At 37.2% G+C, this 277-nt stretch carries 1 protein-coding gene; it reads right to left on the bottom strand.

The features are described from left to right. On the bottom strand, positions 1-185 hold a 185-nt coding region (locus AAEY62_RS22185; RefSeq protein ID WP_350636565.1), incomplete at its 3' end, for a response regulator. Positions 186-277: the final 92 nt, after the last annotated feature.

Here is a 277-nt window from a genome sequence, read left to right as displayed (position 1 = left end):
TCACCCGGCAGCATTAAATCGAGCACCATTAAATGAAAGTTTTCACGTTCGATAAGCCGATCCATTTGCTCTGAATTACCCGCTGTTCTTACAATAAAGCCTTGCTCTACTAAATAGCGCTCCAGTAAGCTGCGTAAACGCATGTCATCATCTACAACCAATACTTTTGTCGTTTCGTGTCCCATTGTGTTTCTTATTTTTATAATCTATTACCCATTAATATAAATGAAAAAACCTGTAAGCAACAATTTATTAGCCGCTTAGATTGTTACTGAAC

Source organism: Pseudoalteromonas sp. GW168-MNA-CIBAN-0100 (assembly GCF_040309225.1).
GTDB lineage: Bacteria > Pseudomonadota > Gammaproteobacteria > Enterobacterales > Alteromonadaceae > Pseudoalteromonas > Pseudoalteromonas arctica.
Note: the sequence above shows the minus strand (reverse complement) of the source record. Positions and strands in the feature narration are given on the sequence as shown.